Source organism: Moorena sp. SIO4E2 (assembly GCF_010671945.1).
Lineage (GTDB): Bacteria > Cyanobacteriota > Cyanobacteriia > Cyanobacteriales > Coleofasciculaceae > Moorena > Moorena producens.
In genome coordinates, this window is record NZ_JAAHIE010001012.1 from 1 (window position 1) to 1,940 (window position 1,940).

At 37.4% G+C, this 1,940-nt stretch carries 3 protein-coding genes; 2 read left to right on the plus strand and 1 reads right to left on the minus strand.

Annotated elements, in window-relative coordinates:
- Positions 1-79: 79 nt before the first annotated feature.
- Positions 80-295 (minus strand): hypothetical protein, encoded by a 216-nt coding sequence (locus F6K37_RS40035; protein WP_009148783.1) that lies wholly within the window; start codon positions 293-295, stop codon positions 80-82.
- Positions 296-867: 572 nt separating this feature from the next.
- Here F6K37_RS40035 and F6K37_RS40040 point away from each other — a divergent pair.
- The gene (locus F6K37_RS40040) at positions 868-1,539 is read left to right on the plus strand and encodes a sigma-70 family RNA polymerase sigma factor (protein WP_009148782.1); all 672 of its coding nucleotides are present in this window, start codon (positions 868-870) and stop codon (positions 1,537-1,539) included.
- A gap of 190 nt (positions 1,540-1,729) precedes the next feature.
- Positions 1,730-1,940, plus strand: a 211-nt coding sequence (locus tag F6K37_RS40045) for a hypothetical protein (protein ID WP_287256831.1), incomplete at its 3' end; no start/stop codon positions are given.

Below are 1,940 nucleotides of genomic sequence, written 5' to 3' on the forward strand. Positions count from 1 at the left end.
TTGCCAGACCCCCAAAACTAGTTTCCCCCTGTTGAATAGACCTCGCTACTGTTGCGGCGAGGTCTATTGATTTATTGTGCTAATTTAATGTCTCTTTGATCTCCCTTTTGTCTACATCAGTCATGATTTCCAGTCCCTTGGGAGTAGCCTTTAGGTGAAAAAGATAGCGACCGTTGATCATATAGACTGTGGTGATAGCTCCGATGGCGCAGATCAGGACTCCACAGAGCGGTAAGGAAATTTGCCAAACTGGGAAGTTGTACTTACTTGGTTTTTTCTGTTGATTCTTTAACATAGTGATTGAACACTTAGAGACGACTGGTTAAATAGCCACGATTTCCTCTTGAGTGCCTGCCTAGACGCTACAAACTATCCAGCAGGCTTTCACTCAGAGTAGAATTCCTACCCCAACAGGACTTACGCATTTGCCCCCTAAATCCCCCGAGCGAGCAATCCCTCGCTCGGGGGACTTTGACATCATTACCCCCCAAAATTGGGGGGCTAGGGGGGCTATATCAACTTAACCGCGTAAGTCCTGCCCAAAGAATTTTTGCGCAAAATTAGTACGCATGTTCTTTCAATCGCTACTAGCAGCTTTAGAGTCTGATCACCAGGCTATATATTAATGTGCCTGTTCAAGGATTCTGTGACATTGACTGGCTCATTGCTCTAGAGGTGCTGCTCTTCAAAATTAAAGCACCCTGTTTTTTTGGAAATTTTCCCGAGAGGGTGTCACACTTTCTGACAGTTCTGCACATATATATAGAGGAACATTGATACGGATATCGATTATGCGAATTTACACTCCTATTGCAAAAAATGATCAAAACACTAAACCAGACATAATTATTCGAGGATATATAATAAATGAAGGAAAATTTTGACCAAGCGTTTCAACCTTTATCCAAAAAAAAATCTTTATCAATTTATTATAGGCTGATTGTAAAAAATTCTCAAATTTGCTCTGGGCAAAAACTTTTTGTTTTTTTGATTATAGCCTGCGTAAAGCAAACTTGGGATAATACTTCATTTATCAACGGAATAAAGTCCAAACTACGCCAATTTAATTTACCGGATTACCAAATATACGAGGTGATTACTGAAACCTATTTACGGGGAATAAAACTGCTAGAATCTGGCGAAGAGATTGAAAAACCTAGAGCCTGGATCAGGAGGACTTCATTCAATGTCATCCGTGAAATGAGCAGGAAACAAAAAAATAAACAAAAAAAAGAAAAGTCATGGGATGCTAATTTTAAAGAACATCAAATAGCACTAGAAGACAGCAATAGTCTCGACTCAGAAAACTCTGAGGAGGAAAACTTCAAGCTGTTGGAGCTAGCTCTTCAAAAGTTAGAGCCAAAGGACAACAAGCTAATCGTGTTACGGCACATAAAAGGCTTATCTTGGAAACAAGTAGTAAACCATCTAGCTTCTAAGGGAGAAGATATTACTGAGGCGTCTGCCAGACAGCGAGGTAATCGTGCCCTAAAGCGTTTGCGCAAAATATTTTTTGAGCTTAAGAAGCATAATCAGTAAACAAAATATTATGATTAACTATAGCTAATTATGGTGCGGAAACCGCTTGGGGTAATTCCTTCATTGATTGCCCCAATCTTCCTTTATTAATTAAATAATTAATATATATTTTTTAAAATATTTTTATTTATTAAATAATAAATTACTAATAAATATTTATTTACAAATGAAAAAAGTTAAGTTGAAAATAATGAGTATAATTAACCAAAAAAATAGTAAGTTATCAGAAGAATATCGCCAGCTAATAGCTCTTCCGTTTTTGTCTGAATTAGATGCAAATCGGATGGCAGAAATCCTAGAGCTAGCTAATCTTGATGAATCCCTTAACTCCTTAATTGAGGAAATTGAAATGACCGACTATTTAAAACTAGAAAAGTGGAATCAAGGTCTTCGGAATTTAC